The sequence below is a fragment of the Streptomyces sp. NPDC028308 genome (assembly GCF_055565855.1).
The window spans coordinates 228,680-252,317 of record NZ_JBVHTO010000015.1 but is presented as its reverse complement, the minus strand read 5'-3'; the positions used below and the strand labels follow the sequence as shown (position 1 = coordinate 252,317).

Annotated in this window: 17 protein-coding genes; 6 read left to right on the top strand and 11 right to left on the bottom strand. The window is 68.6% G+C overall.

Translation table 11 applies throughout. The annotated features are described in order from the left end of the window. The first annotated feature begins 236 nt into the window (after positions 1-236). From ACZ4VA_RS33200 to ACZ4VA_RS33190, 3 genes are all read left to right on the top strand, one after another. The gene (locus tag ACZ4VA_RS33200; protein WP_355780496.1) at positions 237-1,310 is read left to right on the top strand and encodes a ParA family protein; all 1,074 of its coding nucleotides are present in this window, start codon (positions 237-239) and stop codon (positions 1,308-1,310) included. Next, positions 1,307-2,404 (top strand): ParB/RepB/Spo0J family partition protein, encoded by a 1,098-nt coding sequence (locus tag ACZ4VA_RS33195; protein WP_355780491.1) that lies wholly within the window; start codon positions 1,307-1,309, stop codon positions 2,402-2,404. The genes ACZ4VA_RS33200 and ACZ4VA_RS33195 overlap by 4 nt, the downstream gene beginning before the upstream one ends. Positions 2,405-2,722: 318 nt before the next feature. Then, positions 2,723-3,340, top strand: a complete 618-nt coding sequence (locus tag ACZ4VA_RS33190) for a GNAT family N-acetyltransferase (RefSeq protein WP_355780488.1) — start codon at positions 2,723-2,725, stop codon at positions 3,338-3,340. Positions 3,341-3,446: 106 nt separating this feature from the next. Here ACZ4VA_RS33190 and trxA read toward each other — a convergent pair whose 3' ends face one another. The 7 genes from trxA to ACZ4VA_RS33155 all read right to left on the bottom strand — a co-directional run bounded on the left by trxA (position 3,447) and on the right by ACZ4VA_RS33155 (position 13,241). Continuing rightward, entirely contained in the window at positions 3,447-3,779 is a 333-nt protein-coding gene (gene trxA / locus ACZ4VA_RS33185) for a thioredoxin (protein ID WP_007383275.1), read from the bottom strand. A gap of 43 nt (positions 3,780-3,822) precedes the next feature. Continuing rightward, positions 3,823-4,794 carry a thioredoxin-disulfide reductase gene (gene trxB / locus ACZ4VA_RS33180; RefSeq protein ID WP_355780484.1) on the bottom strand — a complete coding sequence of 324 codons (972 nt, stop codon included), beginning with the start codon at positions 4,792-4,794 and terminating at the stop codon, positions 3,823-3,825. A gap of 228 nt (positions 4,795-5,022) precedes the next feature. Next, a complete protein-coding gene (locus ACZ4VA_RS33175; protein ID WP_355780481.1) occupies positions 5,023-5,964 on the bottom strand; it encodes an anti-sigma factor family protein in 942 nt (313 codons plus the stop codon). Next, complete coding sequence (gene sigM / locus ACZ4VA_RS33170; RefSeq protein ID WP_355780479.1) at positions 5,961-6,677, bottom strand: RNA polymerase sigma factor SigM; 717 nt, start codon at positions 6,675-6,677, stop codon at positions 5,961-5,963. The genes ACZ4VA_RS33175 and sigM overlap by 4 nt, the downstream gene beginning before the upstream one ends. A gap of 28 nt (positions 6,678-6,705) precedes the next feature. Beyond that, the gene (locus ACZ4VA_RS33165) at positions 6,706-8,421 is read right to left on the bottom strand and encodes a protein kinase family protein (protein ID WP_355780477.1); all 1,716 of its coding nucleotides are present in this window, start codon (positions 8,419-8,421) and stop codon (positions 6,706-6,708) included. 118 nt (positions 8,422-8,539) lie between these two features. Continuing rightward, the gene (gene murJ / locus ACZ4VA_RS33160) at positions 8,540-10,762 is read right to left on the bottom strand and encodes a murein biosynthesis integral membrane protein MurJ (protein WP_468083654.1); all 2,223 of its coding nucleotides are present in this window, start codon (positions 10,760-10,762) and stop codon (positions 8,540-8,542) included. Between the two features lie 46 nt (positions 10,763-10,808). Beyond that, positions 10,809-13,241, bottom strand: coding sequence for a DUF6049 family protein (locus tag ACZ4VA_RS33155; protein ID WP_355780471.1), 2,433 nt, complete (start codon positions 13,239-13,241; stop codon positions 10,809-10,811). 235 nt (positions 13,242-13,476) lie between these two features. Between ACZ4VA_RS33155 and ACZ4VA_RS33150 the strand changes: the two genes are divergently transcribed. Then, a complete protein-coding gene (locus tag ACZ4VA_RS33150) occupies positions 13,477-14,943 on the top strand; it encodes a CCA tRNA nucleotidyltransferase (RefSeq protein ID WP_355780468.1) in 1,467 nt (488 codons plus the stop codon). Between the two features lie 145 nt (positions 14,944-15,088). Here the strand turns inward: ACZ4VA_RS33150 and ACZ4VA_RS33145 are convergent, their stop codons facing one another. From ACZ4VA_RS33145 to ACZ4VA_RS33130, 4 genes are all read right to left on the bottom strand, one after another. Further along, positions 15,089-15,571, bottom strand: coding sequence for an LppU/SCO3897 family protein (locus ACZ4VA_RS33145; RefSeq protein ID WP_356163682.1), 483 nt, complete (start codon positions 15,569-15,571; stop codon positions 15,089-15,091). 118 nt (positions 15,572-15,689) lie between these two features. Next, the gene (locus tag ACZ4VA_RS33140) at positions 15,690-16,952 is read right to left on the bottom strand and encodes an MFS transporter (RefSeq protein ID WP_468083653.1); all 1,263 of its coding nucleotides are present in this window, start codon (positions 16,950-16,952) and stop codon (positions 15,690-15,692) included. A gap of 78 nt (positions 16,953-17,030) precedes the next feature. Then, complete coding sequence (locus ACZ4VA_RS33135) at positions 17,031-18,113, bottom strand: inositol-3-phosphate synthase (RefSeq protein ID WP_355791083.1); 1,083 nt, start codon at positions 18,111-18,113, stop codon at positions 17,031-17,033. A gap of 44 nt (positions 18,114-18,157) precedes the next feature. Continuing rightward, complete coding sequence (locus tag ACZ4VA_RS33130; protein ID WP_356238096.1) at positions 18,158-18,841, bottom strand: PadR family transcriptional regulator; 684 nt, start codon at positions 18,839-18,841, stop codon at positions 18,158-18,160. 374 nt (positions 18,842-19,215) lie between these two features. On the opposite strand from ACZ4VA_RS33130, the gene ACZ4VA_RS33125 reads away from it, so the two are divergent. Together ACZ4VA_RS33125 and ACZ4VA_RS33120 are read left to right on the top strand one after the other, a co-directional pair. Further along, positions 19,216-21,924 (top strand): transglycosylase domain-containing protein, encoded by a 2,709-nt coding sequence (locus ACZ4VA_RS33125; protein ID WP_468083651.1) that lies wholly within the window; start codon positions 19,216-19,218, stop codon positions 21,922-21,924. A 109-nt stretch (positions 21,925-22,033) separates the two neighbouring features. Then, positions 22,034-23,542 (top strand): glycosyltransferase family 87 protein, encoded by a 1,509-nt coding sequence (locus ACZ4VA_RS33120; protein WP_389390159.1) that lies wholly within the window; start codon positions 22,034-22,036, stop codon positions 23,540-23,542. Positions 23,543-23,638: the final 96 nt, after the last annotated feature.

Genomic DNA, 23,638 nt, shown 5'->3' with positions numbered 1-23,638 from the left:
CAAGCTGCCAAACCTACCCATACCGGAGTGTCGCGCCGATATGGCGGCGGTCGCTAGGCATCTTGTTTCACGTGAAACGTCGCTCACTGCTGCACGGCATCATCAGTCGCGGCCGCGCCGCGGCCGAACCCCGCGATCGGAAACCCCTCGGTTCACTCGAAGAGACTGCGGAGTTGTCCACAGAGGTGGATTTCTCCACAGAACCACGGGCCTCGCTGGTTCACGACCCCGAAGACATGGGAGGCTCTGTTCATTGCGAGCCTGAAGTCGAGGAGAGTGAATCCTTGCGGTCCGACGCCAACATCGCGGGACCGATGACCGATCCGGTCCCCGGTCCCCGTACCGAGTCGATGGGGGACGATGTTTCACGTGAAACACCGCCCCCGATGGACGACACTCCCATCGGTCGTGCTGCCCAACTGGCAGTGGAGGCTCTTGGCCGTGCCGGCGAAGGCCTGCCACGGCCGGAGCAGACACGCGTCATGGTGGTCGCCAACCAGAAGGGCGGGGTGGGTAAGACCACGACCACGGTCAACCTGGCCGCGTCGCTCGCCCTGCACGGCAGCCGCGTCCTGGTGATCGACCTCGACCCTCAGGGCAACGCCTCCACCGCGCTCGGCATCGACCATCACGCCGAAGTGCCGTCGATCTACGACGTGCTGATCGACAGCAGGCCGCTTTCCGAGGTCGTCCAGCCGGTCCCGGATGTCGAGGGACTCTTCTGTGCGCCCGCCACCATCGATCTCGCCGGTGCGGAGATCGAGCTGGTGTCCCTGGTGGCACGGGAGAGCAGGCTGGAGCGGGCGATCCAGGCCTACGAGCAGCCGCTGGACTACATCCTCATCGACTGCCCGCCGTCCCTCGGTCTGCTGACGGTCAACGCTCTGGTGGCCGGAGCGGAAGTCCTGATCCCGATCCAGTGCGAGTACTACGCGCTGGAAGGCCTCGGACAGCTCCTGCGCAACGTCGATCTGGTGCGGGGCCACCTCAACCCGAACCTGCACGTGTCGACCATCCTGCTCACCATGTACGACGGCCGGACCCGGCTGGCGTCCCAGGTCGCGGACGAGGTACGCAGCCACTTCGGCGACGAGGTGCTGCGGACGAGCATCCCGCGCTCGGTCCGTATCTCGGAGGCCCCCAGCTACGGGCAGACGGTGCTGACCTACGATCCAGGATCGAGCGGTGCCCTCTCCTATCTGGAGGCGGCGCGGGAAATCGCGTTGCGCGGCGTCGGACTTGCTTACGACGCGCAGCATGCCCACGTGGGCGCACAGAACGGTCAGAACATGGTGGAGGGGATCCAGTGAGCGAGCGACGGAGGGGGTTGGGCCGAGGTCTCGGCGCACTGATCCCTGCTGCCCCCACAGGGGAAAAGATGACGGCCCCGGCTGCGAGTGGCGCGTCCACTTCGCCGACGTCCGTACCGGTACTCACCGCCGAGCGCGGAATCGCGGCGGCCAAGGTGGCCACGCTTCCTCCTGTTTCACGTGAAACAGAGGAGCTGCCCACATACACGACCGTGGAGGCGCCGGCCGAGCCGGTCGGTGCCCACTTCGCCGAACTGCCGCTCGACTCGATCACTCCGAACCCGCGGCAGCCCCGTGAGGTCTTCGACGAGGACGCTCTCGCCGAGCTGGTCACCTCCATCAAGGAGGTCGGTCTGCTCCAGCCGGTCGTCGTGCGCCAGGTGGGACCGGCGCGCTACGAGCTCATCATGGGTGAGCGGCGCTGGAGGGCCTGCCGGGAGGCCGGGCTCGAGGCGATCCCGACGATCGTGCGGGCCACGGACGACGAGAAGCTTCTCCTGGACGCGCTGCTGGAGAACCTGCACCGGGCTCAGCTGAACCCGCTGGAGGAGGCGGCTGCCTACGACCAGCTCCTCAAGGACTTCAACTGCACCCACGACCAGCTCGCGGACCGCATCGGCCGGTCGCGCCCGCAGGTCTCCAACACCCTGCGTCTGCTGAGACTCTCCCCCTCGGTCCAGAAGCGGGTGGCGGCCGGCGTGCTGTCCGCAGGACACGCCCGCGCTCTGCTCTCCGTCGACGACTCGGAGGAGCAGGACCGCCTCGCCCACCGGATCGTTGCCGAGGGGCTGTCGGTGCGAGCCGTCGAGGAGATCGTCACCCTCATGGGGTCGCGGCCGCAGACCGCACCGCGCTCCAAGGGGCCGCGGGCCGGGGCCGTGCTCTCCCCAGCACTGAGCGACCTCGCGACGCGGCTCTCGGACCGCTTCGAGACACGGGTGAAGGTCGACCTGGGACAGAAGAAGGGCAAGATCACCGTCGAGTTCGCCTCGGTCGAGGACCTGGAGCGAATCCTCGGCAGCCTCGCCCCCGGGGTCGGCCCCGTCCTGCAGAAGAGCCTCCTGGACGACGACGCCGAGGAGACCGAAAGCTAGTCGGCGGGCGGTGGAACGTCACTCCACCACCTGAGCGGGCCGTGTCCGGTGTGTACCGGAAGACGGCCCGCTCTTTGCTTTCTGGCGGTATCTATGGAATCGCATCGTGGATACGATGCGAAACGGGTATGGCGCATCCACCTGGCAGCACCTCATCGGGGAGGCGGGGGCCATGCAAACCGTGAGCCGTTCCGGTCTGGTGACTGCCGGCCTGGGCCTGGGAGCGGTCGGCGGATTCGTCGGCAGCCTGCTCAGGGAGCGAAGCGCTCTGACAGCCGCCCGCGAAGCAGCGGGCGAAGGAAGCGAGGAACTGCCTTCATGGGGCGTCGGCTCGTACCGCTCACGCTGGACAACCTTCCGGACCTCCCCCAGCGCTGTCGCTCGTGCGTCTTCTGGGAACTGGACCCCGTCAGCGGCGAAGCCGCGATAAAGGCGGGCACCCCGGCACTGGAGAAGGAAGCCTGGATCTCGTCCGTCCTGCTGGACTGGGGATCGTGCGGCCGGGTCGTCTACGTGGACGATCAACCGGTCGGCTTCGTGATGTACGCGCCGCCTGCGTATGTCCCTCGTTCCACAGCCTTCCCGACCAGCCCCGTCTCGCCGGACGCGGTCCAGCTGATGACCGCCTTCATCCTCCCGGCGTATCAGGGGCAGGGCCTCGGCCGGGTGATGGTCCAGACGGTCGCCAAGGATCTGCTGCGTCGCAACTTCAAGGCGATCGAGGCTTTCGGGGACGCGCGCTGGGAAGAGCCGGCCTGCGTGCTCCCCGCCGATCACCTCCTGGCCGTCGGCTTCAAGACTGTGCGGCCGCATCCCCGGTACCCGAGGATGCGACTAGAGCTGCGTACGACGCTCTCCTGGAAGGAAGACGTGGAGCTGGCGCTCGACCGTCTGTTGGGGGCCGTACAGAAGGAACCCGCGCTGCGACCGCTGTGAGCGGCGCAGCCCTCCGCGCCCGCACATGCGAATGGGCCAACCTCGGGAGGTTGGCCCATTCGTGTTTCACGTGAAACATCACCGCCGGGTGTGGCGGCGTCACCGACTACTCGGCGATGAAGTCCTCGAGGTCCCGCACGATCGCGGCCTTCGGCTTCGCACCGACGATGGTCTTGGCGACCTCGCCACCCTGGTAGACGTTCAGGGTCGGGATGGACATGACGCCGTACTTGGCGGCCGTGCCCGGGTTCTCGTCGATGTTCAGCTTGACGATCTCGATCTTGTCCCCGTACTCGGCGGCGATGGCCTCGAGCGACGGCGCGATCTGGCGGCAGGGACCGCACCAGGCGGCCCAGAAGTCCACCAGGACGGGCTTGTCGCTCTTGAGGACGTCCTGCTCGAAGGAGTCGTCGGTCACGTTCTTCAGGGTGCCGGCCACGGCGGGCTCCTTAACTCGGTGGTGCGGTGGGGCGGACGGGGGGTCAGACAGTGGTCTTCTCGGGCTCGGCGGTCGCCTCGCCGTCGGCAAGGGCGGCGAGGAAGCGCTCCGCGTCGAGGGCGGCGGAGCAGCCGGTGCCGGCCGCGGTGATCGCCTGGCGGTACGTGTGGTCGACGACGTCACCGGCGCCGAAGACACCGGTCAGGTTCGTCCGGGTCGAGGGAGCGGCGACCTTCAGGTACCCCTCGTCGTCCAGCTCCAGCTGACCCTTGAAGAGCTCGGTGCGCGGGTCGTGCCCGATCGCGATGAACAGGCCGGTCACCGCCAGGTCGGAGATCTCGCCCGTCTGGAGGTTGCGCAGCTTCAGACCCGAGAGCTTGGGGTCACCCTCGATCTCGGCGACTTCGCTGTCCCAGATGAACTTGATCTTGGGGTCGGCGAACGCGCGGTCCTGCATGGCCTTGGAGGCCCGCAGGGTGTCCCGGCGGTGGACGATCGTCACCGACTTGGCGAAGCGGGAGAGGAAGGTGGCCTCCTCCATCGCGGTGTCACCGCCGCCGATCACGGCGATGTCCTGGTCCTTGAAGAAGAAGCCGTCACAGGTCGCGCACCAGGAGACGCCGCGTCCCGAGAGGGCGTCCTCGTTGGGCAGGCCGAGCTTGCGGTGCTGCGAGCCCGTGGTGATGATGACGGCCTTCGCGCGGTGCACTGTGCCGGCGGTGTCGGTGACGGTCTTGATCTCGCCGGTCAGGTCGACGGCGACGACATCGTCCGGAACGAGCTCCGCGCCGAAGCGCTCGGCCTGGGCACGCATGTTGTCCATGAGCTCGGGGCCCATGATCCCGTCCTGGAAGCCGGGGAAGTTCTCCACCTCGGTGGTGTTCATCAGCGCACCGCCGGCTGTGACGGCGCCCTCGAACACCAGCGGCTTCAGCGACGCGCGCGCGGTGTAGAGCGCCGCCGTGTAGCCGGCGGGCCCGGAGCCGATGATGATCACGTTACGGACGTCGCTCACGGCTTGATTCCTCGTCTCTGGAGACTGCTGCGTACTGCCGGTGGGAGCCTCGCTCTGAACTCTCACCCGACCCAACGGATCCTAAGGGCCTTGCATTCCCAGTGTGTCCGGGCACACGGAGTCGGCACAGGGTACGGGGGTGCGGGGGATGACGCATGTCGGGGCCGACCGGCATTGAGACCGCGGCTCGGACACGTGCCGGCGCAGCGTTCGCCGGGCACCGGGTGCTCAGGGCCGGGCGTACGAGCGGGTCACCAGCACCTTGCCCTTGACCGCCGCCTGATCCACACAGGTGGCGTCGATGACGTAGGCCGTGACGCGCGAGGGGTCCGTGGCGTGCGGCAGGACGACGAGGTACGCACTCGTTCCCTTGTAGACGCCCTCGGAAGCGGCGAGAACGGCGTCCCGGCGGTTGACGGCCTGCTGGACGCACTCCGGGATCGGTACCCCGGTCTCCTGAAGGGTCTTCGGTTCGCTGCTTCCGGGCCCTGAGCCGTCGGACTCGGCACCCCACGGCTTCTTGCTGCGGGTGCCGGGGCTCTTCTCCTCGGCGAGCAGTCCCGCGACCTGGTCCTCCAGCTTGCCGTCGGCGAAGGTGTGCGCTTCGTCGGTGTGCCGCTGTGCCGAGGTGGCTGGCGTGTCGCCGGGGTTGCCGTCGGTCAGCGACTGGACGAGGAGAGTGCCGAGCCCCAACGCGGCAGCCGTGAAGACGGCACCGAGGGCGATAGCCCCGCGGCGGCCACGACGCAGCCGAGGGGCACGGCCCGGTCCGGTGGTGGCCCGGGGATGTCCTGCGGGGCGGTGCCCGGCTGAAGCGGGCGATGTTTCACGTGAAACAGGTGCGCTGTCGATGTCCGACCGGGTCGGTGCGGCCGGCTCGTCGTCAGGCGTCGCGGATTCCGGCTCGGGTGTCGTGGCGCTCAGGAGGGCTTCTGCGGCCAGCGCGGCGTCGATGCGCTCCGCCACGTCGACGGGCATACGAGACGGGCCGGGCAGCGTGCCCAGGAGCCCTCGGATCTCTTCCAGGGAGGCGTGGACGTCCGCACACAGCGGGCAGTCGTGCAGGTGCTGCCGGACGTCCGCGCTGCGAGCAGGGGAGAGGAGGCCCTCGGTGAGGTCGGAGAGCTCTGTCACGTCCGGATGCCCGGCCGTGCCGGTCGTGGATGTCACCCTCGCCCACCTCCGCCCTTCATCGCGGCCGAATCGCTTGGTCCCGCTCCCTGTGGTCCTGCTGCCGGTGGGACGGACGTCCCCTGCGTCCGGTTCCGTCCGTCGCCCGACTTCTCTTCGTCCGTGTCGCTTCCGCTCTCCGTACGGAGATGCGTGAGCAACGGCAGCAGTCTGGCTCTTCCACGGGAACAGCGGCTCTTCACCGTGCCCGTGGGTACGTCCAGGACGCGGGCGGCCTCGGCCACGGGATAGCCCTGCATGTCCACGAGGACGAGGGCGGCCCGCTGGTCGGGCGGGAGGGTGCCCAGCGCCTCGACGAGTTCGCGGTGGAGGTCGTTGCGCTCGGCGGGGGCGGACGCCGACTCGTGCGGTTCCAGGAGCTGTTCGAGCCGCTCGGTGTCGTCCATCGGCGAGGTTTTCCTGGACGCGGTCTTCCGGGCGCGGTCCAGACAGGCGTTGACCGTGATGCGGTGCAGCCAGGTGGTGACGGCCGACTGGCCGCGGAAGGTGTGGGCTGCCCGATAGGCGGAGACCAGTGCGTCCTGGACCGCGTCAGCGGCCTCCTCGCGGTCTCCCAGCGTCCGCAGCGCCACGGCCCATAGGCGGTCCCGGTGTCGTCGTACGAGCTCGCCGAAGGCCTCGGGATCACCCGCGACATGGCGGCCCAGGAGGTCCTGGTCGCTCGCGTCGTCGTATGAGCCGTCGTCGGCCACCGGACCCCTCCCCTTCGTCGACGGGCTGTCAGCCGGTGAACTTCACATCCGTTATGGCCTGCTTGTAGCCGGCGCCGCTGAACTCGTCCTTGCCGGCGTAGGGCGCCGCGGTGATCCACACCAGGACGTAGCGCGTCTTCACCGCCTTGTCGGCGGAGATCTTGAGCTGCCGGCCGGAGGTCGTCGCCGAGGCGATCTTCTTCATGGAGCCGAGCGAGGCGGACGAGGACAGCGAGTCCGCCGAGTACAAGGTGATCGTGGTGTGGTCGCCGCCGTAGTTCAGCCCTATCGAGGCCGAGGAGAGGCTGCGCCGGGACCCGAGGTCGTAGACGATGCCCACACCCTGCTTGAAGGGCGCGAGCACCGGACCGCCGTTGTAGGAGTACGTCCGCCAGTACGTCGAGCTGTTTCCGTCGTAGGTCAGGCCGACGTCGGAGGGGTGCTGCGACTTGCCGTCCGGGAAGTACTCCTGGGCGCCCTTGATCGAGATCGGCCTGACCGGCTTGTGCTGGTCGCTGTTCTTGTCGTTGCCGTCCGTGGTCTGCGTCTTGTTGGTCTCGTCGCTCTCGCCACGGTCCATCAGAGCGTCGGCCAGCTGCCAGCTGCCGAGACCCAGCGCCGCGATGAGCAGGGCGGAGACGGCCCACTTGAGGGCTTTGCCCGTACGGCTCTGCAGCGGGGGCGGAGGAGGCGCGACGGGCTGCGTGCTGCCCGGATGCGGCGTCTGCCTGCCGTACGTGCCCTGCTGGTACGTGGTGCGCTGGTACTCGGGCGGGGCGGTGAACGCGGGCTCCGGCGGGCGGATGCGGGGCATCTCGCCGATCGCCCTGACCAGTTCCTCCGGCGTCGTGCACGGCGGGTCCTGGCGCGAGGCGGTCGCACCGTCGTTGACGAGGGCACGCATCGCGAGCTCCGACAGGCCCCGGTGGACGCCCGCCCGGACCTGGTCGGGGGCGATCAGGCCGACGCCCTTGGGCAGCCCGGACAGACCGTACGCGTCGTCCTCGTACGGCCAGCGCTGGGTGAGCGCCGCGTACAGCAGTGCGCCGATCGCCTCGGTGTCCGTGCGCTGCGGGGTCTCGGAACTGATGCCCCGCAGGGCGGCGTTGACCGCGAGGCCGCGGATGCGCCACTGGCCCGACGAGGAGCGCAGGACGGCTCCCGGGGTCAGCCGGAGGTGCGCGAGGCCCTCACGGTGGGCGGCGGCCATCGCCTGGGACACCTGGGTGACCATCTGGTAGGCGTCGTGCACCTCCAGCGGGCCCGAGGCGAGGAGCGTCGTCAGCTCCGTGGCGTCGGGAAGCCACTCGTGCACGACGTAGACGAGGTCGTTCTCCTCGACCGCGTCCAGGACCTGGACGAAACGGGGATCACCGAGCAGCGCGGACGACCGAGCCGCGGCCAGGACCGAGCGGGCCCGGGTGTGGTCGGCGGGCAGGAGGTGCACGCCGACGGCGCGGCGGAGCTTCTCGTCCACCGCACGCCAGCTGCTGAAACCGTCCAGACGAGTGACGCACTCCTCGAGACGGTAGCGTCTGGCGAGCTTGTGACCGCTGTGCAGTTCGGGCGGTGAGACCTTCCCGGGACTCTCGGTCCCGCCGCTCCCCTGTGCCTCGTCGCTCTCCGTGTCCCGCTCCAGGTTCTGGGCCACCCCGTCGGCCGTGGACTGGTCCGCCTTCGCGGTCAGCGGCTCGTCGCCGCTGTTGTCTGCCACGTCGACGGCAGCCGTGCTCCGTTCCGCCACCGTCGTTCCTGCCTCCCCATCCGTTGCGCGCTGTCCGACGCAGAAACCAATTGTGCCCACAGTCCGGCGCTATGCACGACACACAGCAGCGAACGATGGTTGTGCGCTTACCCCCGGGTCATCGCCCCAGGCGCCCGCGGACCATGCCGACCATTGAGTTGAGCTCTTCGATGCGCATCTTGCGCGCGGCGACGTAGAAGACCCCGAGCAGGATGGCGCCGCCGCCGATCAGGGCGAGGAAGGAACCGCCGACGCCCTGCCCCAGCGATTTGCTGATGCCGTAGCAGGCGGCGCCGCTGAGCAGGGCCGCCGGAATCGCCGCGATGGCCAGCCGCGCGTAGGTGCGCATCACGCGGGCACCGTCCAGGTCGCCGCCCAGGCGCTTGCGCAGCCGGTTCCAGGCGATGCCGACGCCGATCGCGTAGGCGAGCCCGTACGAGGCGGCCATGCCCACCACGGCCCAGCGGGAGGGCAGGAGGAAGAAGCAGAGCGCGGACGCGCCGGCGTTGACCGCCGCCACGATCACCGTGTTGTAGAAGGGCGTCCGGGTGTCCTCGTAGGCGTAGAAGGCACGGAGCACGACGTACTGCACGGAGTACGGGATCAGGCCCAGACCGAAGGCCATCAGCATGTAGCCCATGTTGGTGGCCGCCGTCGTACCGGAGGAGCCGAAGATCAGCGTGCACATGGGGATGCCGAGCGCGACGAATCCGAAGGCGATCGGCACGATCGCGACGGCAGTGGTCCGCAGCCCTTGGGAGATGTCGTCACGGACGGCGCCGCGGTCCCCCTCGTGGGCCGAGCGTGAGATCCGCGGCAGGAGCGCCGCCATCAGCGAGACGGTGATGATCGCCTGCGGCAGGCCCCAGATCAGCTGGGCGTTGGCATAGGCGGCGAAACCGACGCCCTTGATGTGGTCGGCGTCCTTGCTCGCGGCGGTGGAGAGCTGGGTGACGACCATCGCGCCCGCCTGGTTGGCGAGGACGAAGAGCACCGTCCACTTCGCGAGCATCGCGGCCTTGCCCAGGCCGTGGCCCTTCCAGTCGAACCGCAGCCGCAGCCGGAAACCGGTCTCCCGCAGGTACGGGATCATCGCGAGTGCCTGGACGACGAGGCCGAGCAGGATGCCGATGCCCAGAAGGCGCTGTCCCTCCGGAGGGATGGTCCCGGCCGACATGTTCGAGTTCGCGGCGCTGCCGTAGACCCAGATGAACGCGCCGAGCGTCACGATGATGACGATGTTGTTGAGGACCGGGGTCCACATCATCGCGCCGAAGCGCCCACGGGCGTTGAGGATCTGCCCCATCACCACATGGATGCCCATGAAGAAGATCGAGGGCAGGAAGTAGCGCGTGAAGGTGACGGCCACGTCGTTGGCGGCCGGGTCGGCCGCGACCGACACCGACAGCAGCCGGACCAGGAGCGGAGCGGCGAACATGGCGAGCGCGGTGAGCACGCCGAGCGCCACCATCACGAGAGTGAGCAGGCGGTTGGCGTAGGCCTCACCGCCGTCCTCGTCGTCCTTCATGGCGCGTACGAGCTGCGGGACGAAGACGGAGTTCAAGCCGCCGCCGACGGTGAGGATGTAGATCATCGTCGGCAGCTGGTAGGCGACCTGGAAGGAGTCGCCGAGAAGTCCGAGCCCGAGCGCGGAGACGATGAGCGCCGAGCGGATGAAGCCGGTGAGCCTGGACACCATGGTGCCTGCGGCCATCACGGCGCTCGACTTCAGGAGTCCTGAGGCCCGGCCGGTCTTTTTGGGCGCGGCGGCAGCGGGGGGAGCAGGGGCCGGCGTGGGTTCGTTCGCCCCCTGCTGCGGGGAGGGCGCGGGCGACGGGCCCGGCACGGCCGCGGACTCGAACGGAGCGCGGGCGCCGTCCTGCTGCTGGTCCCGGAACAGGTGGGCGAAGGCGTCCGGCTCGTGGCGCTCTTCACCGGCCTGCGTGACGAGGTCGTCCACGCCGACGAACTGCGTCGTACGCGGGTCCTCGCCGTACGGCAGGTGCCGCGTCGGGCCGGCGGGCTCCGGCGGGGGCGTCTGGGCCCACACGCGCGGATCGGGTGCGTACTGCTGCGGCTGGGGCTGGGCGTAGAGCGGCTGCTGAGGCTGGTACATGCCCGGGGGAGGCGGCGGGTGCGCGGCGCGGTCGTAGAGCGCCTCGGTGACCGGATCCTGGGCGGAGAGGTCCTGCCCGCGGTACGGATCCTGGTCGTAGGCGTCCTGGAAGTACATGTCCGCGGGGGGCCCCGGTGGCGTCTGGCCGGGCTCGGGCGGCGGACCCTCGGGGTAGCCCGAGTCGCCCGCGCCCTGACCGCGGTCACCGTCGTACGGCGCGTTCATGGTTACCCCACCTCATCGTCCCCGGGCCCACCGGCCACGACATCGCTCAACGGTCCACTCTCTCACCCGTGCCGGACGGGTCGGTGCTTTCCGGTGCGGTGTCCGGTGTCGGGTCACTCGGGTGCTCCGGGCCGCCTGCCCCTGACTCCGTGCCGGACTCCCCCGCGGGGCCGTCCTGGGAGTCCGGGGCGCCGGTGTCCTCAGTCTCCACGGTGCCGTCGGTGTCCGTGTTCAGACCCTCGTCCCCGGCTTCGTCCTGTTCCTGGTCCTCCTCCGCCTGCCGGGCCACCGCGCGCTTGCGCTGCGTGTACATCCGGAACCCGGCGAGGACGAGGAGCAGCACACCGCCGGCGATGACCAGCATCACCGTGGGCGTGATCTCGTTGACGTCCACGTCGAAGGTGACGGCGTCCCCGTACGCCTGCCCGTCCTCCGTGTAGAGCTGGGCGACCACCTTGACCGGGCCGTTGGCGTTGGCGTTGGTGATGAACTTCACCGACTGGCTGTGGCCGCCCGAGACACCGATGGCCCGCTCACCGAAGGGGGCGTCATCGATCTTCAGACGGGTCGGCTGCTCCGACGTGAGGCGGAGCGTGAGGTTGTCGACGCCCTGCACCAGGTTGTTCTGCACCGTCACCGGGATCGTGGCGCTGCGGCCCGAGAGCTTCGTCTCCGACTTGTCGATCAGTCTGACCTGGTCGGTGAGCACCTCTAGGTACGACTTCACCCCGGTGCGGAACGCCGCCGCCTGCGCGGTGTGGCCCCGCCAGGAGGTGGAGGTGCCCCGGTCTATGGCCCGCCCGAAGGGAGTGACCACCCGGGAGGGGTCGATGAGGATCACCTGGAAGCTGTCGAGCTTGCGCTGGATCTCCTCGATGTCCTCGAAGGCCGACCGCGGCAGCTCCTGCCGCGCGTTGCGCAGCGACGAGGGGTAGGAGGAGGCGGACGGGACCCGGCTCGTGGCGTTGGGGTCCGGCTTTGCCTTGGCGGCCGCGGTCAGGTCCTGGGACTGCGACCAGTTCCCGTCCTGGAGCGCCGTCAGTGCCTGGGCCATCGTCTGGGCCTGGCTGCCCGAGGGCATCCGCTGCGGCGCGACCACGATGCTGCGCTGCTTGTCGGGCTGCTGCAGGTTGGTCATCAAGCTCTGGGCGAGGAACGCCTGGACGGCACGCGTCGAGTCGTCCGCCTTGCTCATGTCGCCCTGGAACGCCGTGGACATACGCGCGTCCGCGACCACCGCCGTGGTGCCACCGCCGATGGGCCTGGCTGCGTTCGGGGTGTAGGAGAGGCCGCTGGTCTCCCGCAGGCTGTCGCTGCGGGTGAGCACCTTGTCGGCGCCGGCGGAGGTGGCCACCTTGACGATCGACGGATCGATCGCGCCCTCGACGGGCCAGGCGAAGTCGGTGTTCGGCGTCACGTGCAGGATCGTCTTGACGGTGTCCGAGGCCACGTCGGTGGCGTCCTTGAGACGGCTCAAAGATCCGGTGACGGTCCTGCCGTTGTGCGCGAGCGACGCCAGGTCGGGGTCTGCGAAGGGGAGGGCGACGATCTCCTTGTCCTCGACCGTCTTCTCCAGCTTGTCGAGCCAGGCGTTGGCGACCGACTGGTTCTTGCCCGCGGTGGTGGTGTCGCCTTCGCCCTGGACCCGGTAGCTGTCCCTCATCGCGTCCACGGACGCCAGCAGGTCCGGGTCGACGACCCAGGTGACGTCGAGCTTGCTGCCGAGGGACAGCATCTGGTCCAGCCGGCCGCCGGGGGCGATCTCCTTGGCCAGGTCGTCGTTCTGGAAGACCGGCGTCTGCGCCTCGTTCGAGCCCGTCTCGGCCGTGAGGTGGACGTCGGAGATCAGGGGCCAGAGATACGTCGTCTTCGTCTTGGTGTCCGGGGTCTCCGGCTGCCAGGGCAGGAACGTGCGCTGGATGCCGAGCACCTGCTCGTACGGCTGGCTCGCGGACCGGCCGGACAGCGAGACGCCGAGCTGGTAGACGCCGTCGTCACCGAGATCCAGGTTCTTGACCGGCACCGAGATGCTGAAGTGCTGCGAGATGCCGGAAGCGAGCTTCGGGAACTCCTCGGCGTACTTCTCGTCGACCGGGGCTCCGTCGAAGCCGGGCTGGTACCGGGTGCGCTTGGTCACAGTGTCGATCGCCGTGCGGCTGTTGAGCGTGGGGCCCAGCCGCAGGTCCACTCGAGCGTCGGTAACCGTCTGCTTGCTCTTGTTGGTGACCGTGCCCGAGACGGTGAGGGTGTCGCCGTCGGTGGGGGCGCTGGGGCTCAGGGAGTCCAGGGAGACGTCGACGCCGCCGGACGACGCAGCGTCGGCCGGGGCGGCCTGCTGGGAGGCGTGAGCGGCCGTGGAGGCGGGCAGCTGGAGCAGGCCGGCCATCAGGGGCACACCCGCGAGCAGCGTCCCGGTGCGCCGCATCCAGCGGCGGGCAGGTGAGGGACTCGTCCCCTGGAAGTCTGCCGCCTCGGCCACGCGCTCGCCCGTCCCTCGTCGTCGTCAGTGGTCGTCGGAATGTGCGTCCACGCATGGTAACGATGTGCGCGGAGGGGAAGTGCCGCGGTCTGCTCCACAAGATCAGGGGGAGGCCGTGGACCTGTCCTCTATGTGTGTGTATCGGAGGCGGAGTCCCAGGGCGCTCCGGTCCAGGGGTGTGTGCACGTTTAATGGAGGCGCCCGCGGTGGTGCGGGCCACGTACCCTTTTGCGTTGTGCCGAACGCCAACGAAGAGAACCCCAGTGCCCTGAGTCAGGTGCAGCGCCGCGCGGTGAGTGAACTGCTGCGGGTGTCCCCTGTCGCCGACGACCTCGCCCGCCGTTTCCAGGAGGCGGGTTTCTCGCTCGCCCTGGTCGGCGGCTCGGTCCGGGACGCGCTCCTCGGCCGGCTCGGCAACGACCTGGACTTCACGACCGACGCCCGCCCCGAGGACGTTCTGAAGATCGTGCGGCCCTGGGCGGACGCCGTCTGGGAGGTCGGGATCGCGTTCGGCACCGTGGGGGCGCAGAAGGACGCGCGCGTCGGTGACGTGGAGCAGTCCTTCCAGATCGAGGTCACGACGTACCGCTCGGAGGCGTACGACCGGACCTCGCGCAAGCCCGAGGTCTCCTACGGCGACTCGATCGAGCAGGACCTGGTCCGTCGCGACTTCACCGTGAACGCGATGGCCGTCGCCCTGCCGGAGAAGGAGTTCATCGACCCGCACGGTGGCCTGGACGACCTCGCGGCGCGTGTCCTGCGCACGCCGGGCACCGCGGAGGAGTCCTTCTCCGACGATCCGCTCCGGATGATGCGTGCCGCCCGCTTCGCGGCGCAGCTCGACTTCGAGGTCGCCCCGGACGTCGTCGCCGCGATGAAGGACATGGCCGGGCGCATCGAGATCGTGTCGGCGGAGCGCGTGCGGGACGAGCTGAACAAGCTGATCCTGGCTGCCGAGCCGCGCAAGGGGCTGACGCTGCTCGTCGAGTCCGGGCTCGCCGACCATGTGCTGCCCGAGCTTCCGGCGCTGCGTCTGGAGCGCGACGAGCACCACCGGCACAAGGACGTCTACGAGCACACCCTGATCGTCCTGGAGCAGGCGATGGCGCTGGAGGAGGACGGCCCCGACCTCGTCCTTCGGCTCGCGGCCCTGCTGCACGACATCGGTAAGCCCAGGACGCGTCGCTTCGAGAAGGACGGGCGGGTCTCCTTCCACCACCACGAGGTGGTGGGCGCCAAGATGACCAAGAAGCGGATGACGGCGCTCAAGTACTCCAACGAGCTGGTGAAGGACGTCTCGCGCCTGGTCGAGCTCCATCTCCGCTTCCACGGATACGGCACCGGGGAATGGACGGACTCCGCGGTCCGGCGCTATGTGCGCGACGCCGGTCCGCTCCTCAGCCGTCTGCACAAGCTGACGAGGTCCGACTGCACCACGCGCAACAAGCGCAAGGCCATGGCGCTATCGCGTGCGTACGACGGCCTGGAGGAGCGCATCACGCAGCTACAGGAGCAGGAGGAGCTGGACTCCATCCGGCCGGACCTCGACGGAAACCAGATCATGGAGATCCTCGACATCGGACCGGGACCCGCGATCGGCCAGGCGTACAAGTTCCTGTTGGAACTACGGCTGGAGAACGGTCCGATGGAGCACGACGCGGCGGTGGCGGCACTCAAGGAGTGGTGGGCCGCGCAGGACTGAGGTCCTGACCGACTTGGGCCGCGCAGGACCGAGGTCCTGACCGACCTGAGGACGAGGTCATGTTTCACGTGAAACATGACGCGGATACGCCGAGGGGCGGTGTTTCACGTGAAACACCGCCCCTCGGCGTATGCCGGCCGAGCTGTTACTTGGTCTCCTTGAGGCAGAGCACCACGTTGTGACCGCCGCCGGTCTGGATGTAGGTGATCGTCGTCGCCGAGACGCTCTTGCACTTGTTCTCGTCGCTGGTGTCGTCGAACTTCTCGAGGACCTTGTACTGCGAGTCGCCCGAGGAGCAGTCGACCGTCTGGAGGTCGGGGCTGGTCTGCGTGCCGTCGTTGTGCATGCAGGCGCCCACGGACGTGGTCTCCGCGTCGCTCTGCCCGAGGTACCACTTGACCCCGTACAGGGCTATGGCGACCAGGATCAGGCCGACGATGCGCATGGCCTTCTTGCCGAAGCGCTTGCCCGCGGTCGGAGCCGGGGGCGGAACGGGGGCGCCGGCCTGCTGGGGGAACGGCGCGTAGGGCTGCTGCGGGGGGACCCCGGGCTGGCCGGGCTGCTGGTCCCCGGCAACGGTGGGCTGCTGGGCGAACGGATTCTGGCCCTGCGGCGGCGGAACGGTCACTTTGGGGGTCCCCTCGAACGTGATGTGAGCACGTGGCGTGAAATAAGACGCACGTAAGCTACCGGGACTCGCGGGCAACTCTGTAGCCGATACAGGCTCTGTGGCACTGATGTGACACTTACTGCTGCGCAAAGCGGGCCATAGCCGCAGCAACTGCCGCGTAGATAACGGCGACCGTGACCACCAGGGGCACCGATCGCCCGTCAGCGGGCAGCAGGAGCGCGGCCACCGCCGCGGCGCCGACGAACGCGACGTTGAAGAGCACGTCGTAAACGGAGAAGATCCGGCCACGAAAGCCTTCATCCACCGCGAACTGCACGATCGTGTCCGTGGCGATCTTCGCGCCCTGCGTGGTCAGGCCCAGCACGAAGGCCGCGGCCAGCATCGGGGTCACGGCGAACGGCAGGGCGAGCGCGGGTTCCAGGACGGCGGCGCCGACGGCGCAGACGGCGATCCAGCGGGCCGGCCCCAGCCTCCCGGCGACCGACGGGGTGACCAGTGCCGCAGCGAAGAACCCGGCTCCCGAGACACCGACGGCGAGTCCCAGGAGGGCCAGACCGTCCTCGGAGTCGGACGACCAGGCGTACCGGCAGAGCATCAGCACCATGACCGTCAGCGCGCCGTAGCAGAAGCGCATCAGCGTCATGGAGGCGAGCGCCCAGGCGGCCTCCCTGCGCGGCGGCTCGGACAGATGGCGCATGCCCGCCGCAAGCCCGCGCGCGGTGTCCGCGAGTGTCGCCCACAGCCGTGGACGCACCGGGTGGCGGTCCGGGCCCAGGCTGTCCAGAGGTATGCGCAGGGCGGCGAGCGCCGCACACAGGTAGACGCCTGCCGCCAAGAGCACCACGACGGCGTTGGAGTCCACGGTCAGCAGCCGTACGCCGAGGGCCACGGCCCCGCCCGCGGTGGCGCCGAGTGTGCCCGCGGTCGGGGACAACGAGTTCGCGATCACCAGCCGCTCGGGGTCCACCACCCGGGGCAGGGATGCCGACAGACCCGCGAGGACGAAGCGGTTGACCGCGGTGACGCACAACGCGGAGGCGTAGAACAGCCAGTCGGGGACGTGGCTGAGCATCAGAAGGGCCGTCACGCAGGCCAGGAATGCCCGCAGCAGGTTGCCGTGGAGGAAGACCTGGCGGCGACGCCAGCGGTCCAGGAGCACGCCGGCGAAGGGACCCACGAGGGAGTACGGCAGGAGCAGGACCGCCATGGCCGAGGCGATACCGGCGGCGGAGGTCTGCTTCTCGGGTGAGAAGACGACGTACGTGGCGAGCGCGACCTGGTACACGCCGTCCGCGCCCTGGGACAGCAGACGGATGCCGAGCAGGCGTCTGAAGCCCTTAAAACGCAGAAGTACGCGCAGGTCACGCACGACGGACATGGGCTCCAGCCTCACATACGAGGAGGGTCCCCGGGCGGACGACCCGGGGACCCTCAACTGCCTCGCGTTGTCGGCGCTTTAGCGCTCGACCTCGCCCTTGATGAACTTCTCGACGTTGGCGTAGGCCTCGTCGTCGAAGTACTGGACCGGCGGGGACTTCATGAAGTAGCTCGACGCGGAGAGGATCGGGCCGCCGATACCGCGGTCCTTGGCGATCTTCGCGGCGCGCAGGGCGTCGATGATGACACCGGCCGAGTTCGGGGAGTCCCAGACCTCGAGCTTGTACTCCAGGTTCAGCGGGACGTCGCCGAAGGCACGGCCCTCGAGGCGCACGTACGCCCACTTGCGGTCGTCCAGCCAGGCCACGTAGTCCGACGGACCGATGTGGACGTTCTTCGCGCCCATGTCGCGGTCGGGGATCTGCGAGGTGACGGCCTGCGTCTTCGAGATCTTCTTGGACTCGAGGCGGTCGCGCTCCAGCATGTTCTTGAAGTCCATGTTGCCGCCGACGTTGAGCTGCATGGTGCGCTCGAGACGGACACCGCGGTCCTCGAACAGCTTCGCCATCACACGGTGCGTGATGGTGGCGCCGACCTGCGACTTGATGTCGTCGCCGACGATCGGGACGCCCGCCTCGGTGAACTTGTCGGCCCACTCCTTGGTGCCGGCGATGAAGACCGGAAGGGCGTTGACGAAGGCGACCTTGGCGTCGATGGCGCACTGGGCGTAGAACTTCGCCGCGTCCTCGGAACCGACGGGCAGGTAGCAGATCAGAACGTCGACCTGCTTGTCCTTGAGGACCTGGACCACGTCGACCGGGGTCTCCGCGGACTCCTCGATGGTCTCCCGGTAGTACTTACCGAGACCGTCGAGGGTGTGGCCGCGCTGGACCGTGACGCCCTTGTTCGGGACGTCGCAGATCTTGATGGTGTTGTTCTCGCTGGCACCGATGGCGTCCGAGAGGTCGAGGCCGACCTTCTTCGCGTCGACGTCGAAGGCGGCGACGAACTCGACGTCACCCACGTGGTACTCGCCGAACTGAACGTGCATCAGGCCCGGCACCTTGGACGCCGGGTCGGCGTCCTTGTAGTACTCGACGCCCTGGACCAGCGACGCGGCGCAGTTGCCCACGCCGACGATGGCTACGCGAACCGAACCCATTCCGGTTGCTCCCTGTGTGTGCTCGGTGAAACCCCGAATGGGCTTCACGTGGTGGTGTCGTCGGACGGATCCGGCCGGGAGCTGTCCCGGTGCCGGGGCAGGCCGCCCGTCTCTCCAGATGTGCTGTCCTGCTGAGCGGTGCCATCGGGACCGGAGAGCCTCTGGTCCCGTCCGGCCCGCTCACTTTCGATGAGCTCGTTCAGCCAGCGCACTTCGCGCTCCACGGACTCCATTCCGTGCCGCTGGAGCTCAAGGGTGTAGTCGTCGAGGCGCTCCCGGGTGCGAGCCAGAGAGGCGCGCATCTTCTCCAGGCGCTCCTCGAGCCGGCTGCGGCGGCCCTCCAGTACGCGCATGCGCACGTCGCGGGACGTCTGTCCGAAGAACGCGAAACGAGCGGCGAAGTGCTCGTCCTCGTACGCGTCCGGACCCGTCTGCGAGAGCAGCTCCTCGAAGTGCTCCTTACCTTCCGCCGTCAACCGGTAGACGATCTTGGCGCGACGCCCTGCGAGCGAGGTGGCGAGGGCGTCTTCGGGTGTGGACCCCGGCTCCTCGATCAACCAGCCGTTGGCGACCAGCGTCTTGAGGCAGGGGTAGAGCGTCCCGTAGCTGAAGGCACGGAACACACCCAGTGACGTATTGAGACGTTTGCGCAGCTCGTAGCCGTGCATCGGAGACTCGCGGAGCAGGCCGAGAACGGCGAACTCGAGGATGCCGGAACGCCGGCTCATGAACGCCTCCTCCCTGTCGCGGTCACGTCGGCACGGCCTTTATGCCGGGCTGATGTATCGACTCGATACATCAGCACGATAGAACGCCCCTGCGGTTGCGACAAGAGGGGGCACGGTGAACGGCGTCACATCACTGATTCGTAGGAAGTGACTTGCCTGATTTGGGGTGAACTTCGGCCCTAGGTGGGTTTTGACGGTGCGTAGTCTGTGCGCCATGCAGACCACCGGGAACCGAGTGACGCCTGGGGACGTCCCTGTCCTCGGTGCAGTACGGGTGAATGCGGCGACTGCCGTATCCGTACTTCGGGGGGACCGGAAACCAGCCGCCGTTTCCAGGCGCGCAAAGGTGCGCCTGCCCGAGGAGTAATCGTTCGATGAGCGAGCACCGTCGCAAACCGCAGCCGCAGGGCGGCGGACGTGCCGCGGCCCGACGCGGCCAGCCCGGCCCGTCCGCCGGCCGCCGTGCCGCACCGCGAGGCGCCACCGGGTCACCTTCCGACGCCTACGGCCCGGGAGGTGAGGAGCGCCCGTACGGGAGCCGTGCCGAAGCACGCCGGGCGGCACAGAAGAGCAGTGGGGGCGGCCGACGCCGAGCGGCCGACGGCGCGGGCGCGGGCGGACACGGCGGGGCCGGCGGAGGCCGGCGCGGCGGACCCGGAGGACCCAACGGACCGGGACGCGGCCGCGGCCGCCAGGGACCGGCCAAGAAACGCTTCATCGACTACCCGCGCGCGGGCAGGTACGGAGCCGCGCGCTGGGTGCCGTCCTGGAGACTCGTGACCGGGCTCTTCATCGGCTTCTTCGGCAGCCTGGTGGCGGTCGCGGGCGTGGCGTACGCCCTGGTGGGTGTGCCGGACGTGGCCAAGACCGCCGAGGCGCAGAACAACGTCTACTACTGGTCCGACGGCACTCAGATGGTCGCGACAGGCGGTGAGACGAACCGCCAGATCATCCCCTACGAGAAGATCCCCAAGGAGATGCGCTTCGCCGTCATGTCCGCCGAGAACAAGACGTTCGAGAACGACAGCGGCGTCGACCCCATGGGCATCGCCCGGGCCTTCGTCAACATGGCCAAGGGCGGCCAGACGCAGGGCGGCTCCACCATCACCCAGCAGTACGTGAAGAACGCGATGCTGGACGACCAGTCACAGACGATCTCCCGCAAGTTCAAAGAGCTGTTCGTCTCCATAAAGGTGGGCGCCCAGGAGCCCAAGGAGAAGATCATGGCCGGCTACCTGAACTCGGCGTACTACGGGCGCAACGCCTACGGGATCCAGGCGGCCGCGCACGCGTACTTCGACAAGGACGCCGAAGAGCTCAACGAGAGCGAGTGTGCCTTCCTCGCCGCCGTGCTGAAGGGCGCCACGTACTACGACCCTGCGGGTGCCGAGTCGATCGATCCCGTCGGTGCCACTCCCGAGGCCAACCGGAAGCGTGCCAAGGCGCGGTGGAGGTGGATCCTCCAGGAGGAGGTCAACGACGGACGGCTGCCGGCCTCGGTCCTCCAGAAGTACAAGACCTTCCCCAAAATCCAGAATCCCCGGTCGAACGCGCAGCTCAGCGGCCAGGTCGGTTACCTCGTCGACCTGGCGAAGGCGTACCTGATCAACAACTCCGACAAGACGGGAATCACGGCCAACAAGCTCCAGCGGGGCGGCTACGAGATCCACACGACCTTCGACAAGAACATGGTCAAGGATCTCGAGAATGCCGTGAAGGACGTTCGCAAGAAGAACATCAAGCCCAAGCTGCGGCCGGACAAGGACAAGTACGTCCAGTTCGGCGGCGCCTCCGTCGATCCGGACACGGGCGCGATCAAGGCCATCTACGGCGGTGAGGACGCGACCAAGCACTTCACCAACAACGCCGACCAGACCGGTGCCCAGGTGGGCTCGACCTTCAAGCCGTTCGTGCTCGCGGCCGCCATGTCGTGGGGGGTCAGGAATCCTGACGGCGACCCGGAGCAGGCACAGGACGAGCGCACCATCGCCTCCCCGAAGAGCCTCTACAGCGGCCAGAACAAGCTCAAGATCAAGGAGTACGACGGCAGCGTCTGGACGGACAAGGACGGCAAGGAGTGGCTGCAGAGGAACGACGGCAACGAGTCGTACAACCCGCCGAGCTACAACATCGATCTCCGTGAGGCGATGAGGGTCTCCGCGAACTCCGCCTACGTGCAGCTCGGCATGGACGTCGGTCTGGACAAGGTCCGGGAGGCCGCCATGGAGGCGGGCCTCCTCAAGACCAGTCTGGCGAGCGCCAACTTCCCGTCGTTCTCGATCGGTACCTCCGACCCCAGCGCGATCCGCATGGCCGGGGCGTACGGCACCTTCGCCGACAGCGGCAAGCAGCACGACCCGTACTCGGTGGACAAGGTCACCAGCGAGGACGGCACGGTCTACCAGCACGAGAACAAGTCCAAGCAGGCCTTCCGCCCGGCCGTCGCGGACAACGTCACCGATGTGCTGAAGACCGTGGTCGACAAGGGCACCGGTACGGCCGCCCAGCTCCCCGGCCGTCCGGTGGCCGGCAAGACCGGTACCACCGACGGCAACAAGTCCGCCTGGTTCGTCGGCTACACCCCGCAGCTCTCCACCGCGATCACGATGTACCGGATGGACGACAACGAGAGCAGCAAGAAGCGCGAGTTCCTGGAGATGTACGGAACGGGTGGCCAGGAGAAGATCCACGGTGCCTCGTTCCCGGCCGAGATCTGGCACGACTACATGGCAGAGGCGCTCAAGGGCAAGCCGGTGAAGAACTTCCCGACGCCGGAGGACATCGGGAAGGTCGTCAACGACGTACCGACACCGAGCGCGACCCCTTCGCCCACCGAGAGCCGGCCGGAGAGCCCGACGCCCAGTGCGACTCCCAGCAAGTCGTCGCCCTCGCCCACGCCCTCGGAGAGCGAGAGCTGCGGCAAGTGGGACTGGAACTGCAACAACAACGGCGGGACCGACAACGGAGGGACCGACGTCGGTGGTACGGACGGCGGCGTGACATCCTCGCCCACGGAGAGCAGCGATACCGGGAACACAAGAGGCAACGGCAATGGGGGCCTCTTCGGCGGTCCGGGCGGATAGCGGCCCGTTCGTCCGCTGAGTGGTGTTTCACGTGAAACATGGGCCGCCGCACCGATCAGGTGCGGCGGCCCTCGGCGTATTCCCAGACACGTACGGCAGGATGTGCGGCATGCCCAGCGCAGAAACGACGCCAGCGAGCGTGCACGAGCCGGAGACGGTCCACCCGACCCGGGAGGACGAGGTCGCCGCGAACGGTAGCGAGCTGATCGGTGGCCCGCTCGGACGGCGAGCGCTGACCGGGACATCCTGGTGGACCCCGGTGCGGGTCGTCGCGCTCATCGCCATCGGCATGTTCGCCCTCGGCATGGTGCAGAAGCTGCCCTGCTACGACGGTGCCTGGTTCTTCGGGGCCAGTTCCCAGTACACGCACGCGTGCTACTCGGACATCCCGCACCTCTACCAGGGGCGCGGCTTCGCCGACGGGCTCGTGCCGTACTTCGACAAGCTCAGCGGCGACATGGACTACCTCGAGTACCCGGTGCTCACCGGTGTCTTCATGGAGGTCGCCTCCTGGCTCACCCCCGGCAGCGGCAGCATCCAGGACCAGGAGCAGTTCTACTGGATGGTCAACGCCGGGATGCTGATGATCTGCGCGGCGGTCATCGCCGTGTGCGTCTCCCGGACCCATGCACGGCGCCCCTGGGACGGCCTGCTGGTCGCCCTGGCGCCCGCCTACGCCCTGACCGCCACCATCAACTGGGACCTGCTGGCGGTCGCTCTGACGGCCGCCGCCATGCTGATGTGGTCCCGGGGCCGCTCCCTCGCCTTCGGTGTCCTGCTGGGCCTCGCCACGGCCGCCAAGCTCTACCCCGTCCTGCTGCTGGGGCCGCTCCTGATGCTGTGCTGGCGGGCCGGCAAGTGGCGGGAGTTCCGGATCGCCGTCGGCGGCGCCGTGGTCGCCTGGCTGGCCGTGAACCTGCCGGTGATGGTCTTCGCCTTCGAGGGCTGGTCGAAGTTCTACACGTTCAGCCAGGAGCGCGGGGTCGACTTCGGCTCCTTCTGGCTGATCCTCTCCCAGCGCTGGCAGAGCTCACTGCTCACCACGGACAACATCAACACGTTCGCCACCGTCCTGATGCTGCTGGCGTGCCTGGGCGTGGCCGCGCTCACGGTGACCGCCCCCCGCCGCCCTCGCTTCGCGCAGCTTGCGTTCCTGATCGTCGCGGCGTTCATCCTGACCAACAAGGTGTACTCGCCCCAGTACGTGCTCTGGCTGGTCCCCCTCGCGGTGCTGGCCCGGCCGCGGTGGCGTGACTTCCTCATCTGGCAGGCCTGCGAGGTCGCGTACTTCCTGGGGATCTGGATGTACCTCGCGTACACGACCAGCGGAGACGCCCACAAGGGCCTGCCGACGGAGGGCTATCAGACCGCCATCGCCGTCCACCTCCTCGGGACGCTGTACATCTGCGCCGTGGTGGTGCGCGACATCCTCATGCCGGAGCGGGACCCGGTTCGCCGTTCCGGCGACGACGATCCCTCGGGCGGCGTGCTGGACGGCGCCGAGGACGTGTTCGTCCTGGGAGCGGCCGCCCATCCGCCCCGGCACGCGGCTCACTTCGACGGCCCCCAGGTCGAATGGGGCGCACCGAACGGAACCGCCAAGGACAGTTCGCTCTGAGCGAACACGGCAGGAAGCAGGCCATGCGAAAGGCCGTACACGGGGTCCGTGTACGGCCTTTCGTCTTCGGCGGCGCGGAACTCCGGCCTGCCTCAG

Excerpts from the sequence above, each read along its gene's own strand:
- ACZ4VA_RS33125 (WP_468083651.1), top strand. The coding sequence starts at position 19,216 with ATGAGCGAGCACCGTCGCAAACCGCAGCCGCAGGGCGGCGGACGTGCC.
- murJ (WP_468083654.1), bottom strand. The coding sequence starts at position 10,762 with ATGAACGCGCCGTACGACGGTGACCGCGGTCAGGGCGCGGGCGACTCG.
- ACZ4VA_RS33120 (WP_389390159.1), top strand. The coding sequence starts at position 22,034 with ATGCCCAGCGCAGAAACGACGCCAGCGAGCGTGCACGAGCCGGAGACG.
- ACZ4VA_RS33140 (WP_468083653.1), bottom strand. The coding sequence starts at position 16,952 with ATGTCCGTCGTGCGTGACCTGCGCGTACTTCTGCGTTTTAAGGGCTTC.
- ACZ4VA_RS33190 (WP_355780488.1), top strand. The coding sequence starts at position 2,723 with ATGGGGCGTCGGCTCGTACCGCTCACGCTGGACAACCTTCCGGACCTC.
- ACZ4VA_RS33200 (WP_355780496.1), top strand. The coding sequence starts at position 237 with ATGGGAGGCTCTGTTCATTGCGAGCCTGAAGTCGAGGAGAGTGAATCC.
- ACZ4VA_RS33135 (WP_355791083.1), bottom strand. The coding sequence starts at position 18,113 with ATGGGTTCGGTTCGCGTAGCCATCGTCGGCGTGGGCAACTGCGCCGCG.
- ACZ4VA_RS33130 (WP_356238096.1), bottom strand. The coding sequence starts at position 18,841 with ATGAGCCGGCGTTCCGGCATCCTCGAGTTCGCCGTTCTCGGCCTGCTC.